At 71.7% G+C, this 1,538-nt stretch carries 1 protein-coding gene; it reads left to right on the top strand.

Going from position 1 to position 1,538, the window contains the following annotated elements:
• The first annotated feature begins 71 nt into the window (after nucleotides 1-71).
• Complete coding sequence (locus CRP39_RS26060) at nucleotides 72-1,307, top strand: IS110 family RNA-guided transposase (RefSeq protein ID WP_097209313.1); 1,236 nt, start codon at nucleotides 72-74, stop codon at nucleotides 1,305-1,307.
• The last annotated feature ends 231 nt before the right edge of the window (nucleotides 1,308-1,538 follow it).

Genomic DNA, 1,538 nt, shown 5'->3' with positions numbered 1-1,538 from the left:
AGCTGATAGCCGTTGACCCCGTTTCCGCGGGAACGTCCTGACGACGTTTCCGCAGTGGACGGGAGGTTGTCGTGGGCTTGCTGCAGGAGGCGCTTCCGGCGTCGACGTTGGTGGTGGCGATCGATCCGGGGAAGGTCAGCAACCGGGTCTGGCTGAGCACCAGTGAGGCCGGTGAACTGGTGCCGCCGCTGTCTCTGCCGGTGCTACGCCCGGGGCTGGAGCAGCTGCACCGGTTGGTCGTCGACCACACCGGGCCTGCCCGTCCGGTCTTCGCCATCGAGGCGACCGGAGGCCTGCATCAGGCCTGGATGCGCGAGCTCAACCAGCGGTTTCCTGGATCGGTACGACTGTTCGCCCCCTCGGAGACCACCGCCGCACGGGCCCAGCTGGGCTCGCGGCGGTTCAAGACTGACGACCGTGACTGCGCCGCGCTGACCTATCTGGCCCGCCAGGGCCAGGGCCGGCCGGTGCCCGATCAGGGGCACGACGCGTTGGCCGCCGCGGTGCGCCACCGCCGCGGTCTGATCGGCGAGCACAAGGTGGCCCAGCAGCGCCTACACGACCAGTTGCACGCCCTCTGCCCCGGCCTGTCCGCTCCCGATGGGCACGGCCGGGCGTTGCAGGTCGACAGCGTCATCGGTCAGGCGGTGCTCGACTGCGCCGCCGCCTTCGCCGGCCGGCCACCCTCGCTGCGGTCGCTGCGGGCTCGAGCCCACGGCCGGATCCGCGATCGCGAAGCGGAGTTCTGGATTGACCGATGGCGGACCTGCCTGCCGCCGCCGGCCGACGCTTCGGCGCGGGCCGCCCGACTGGGCCGCAGCATGGCCCGCTGGCGCGCGCTGACCGCCGACATCGCCGCAGTCGACGGCGAGATCGCCGCCCTGCTGGCCGGCAGCGACGGGCAGGTGCTGACCACGCTGCCTGGAGTGGCCACCGCCCGAGCGGCGGCTTTCGCCGCCTTCAGCCTGCCCATCGACCGGTTCCCCGACGCCGAGCACCTCTACTCCGCAACCGGCCTGGCACCGGGCAGCTACCAGTCCTCGACGATCAACCGGCGCACCCCCATCTCCCGTCAAGGGCTGCCCGAACACCGCGATGCGCTGATGAACCTGGCCTGGGGCCTGTCCCAGCACTGCGGTCCCTTCATCGACCGCCACCGCGAGCTGCGTGCTCGAGGCCTGCGGCCCATCCCGGCGCGCATCGCACTGGCCCGCCACGCCTGCCGCCTGGCCTACACCCTGCTCAAGACCCAGCAACCCTTCGACGAACAGCGCTACCGTCGAGCCCGGCACCAGAGCGAGCGGTGACGGCTGCGATAGCTATGCCGCACGACGGCGCAACCTAGCTTGCCGCCCGCTCGCCCTGGGGCCGCCCACGGCGCACATGAAAGCCTGCCGCTCGACGGCGTCTCATCAGCCTGCCGACCAGGCCCCATCGCCGGACCGACCACCACGCTGCTGCCCGAGGCCGGACACCAAAGTGCCCGGTCCGCTCACGCCCGCCCGCACGAGACCCTTGACCTCAAGGGCGAAAGCTAG

Origin of the sequence: Geodermatophilus sabuli (genome assembly GCF_900215145.1) — a bacterium.
Taxonomy (GTDB): Bacteria; Actinomycetota; Actinomycetes; order Mycobacteriales; family Geodermatophilaceae; genus Geodermatophilus; species Geodermatophilus sabuli.
Note: the sequence above shows the minus strand (reverse complement) of the source record. Positions and strands in the feature narration are given on the sequence as shown.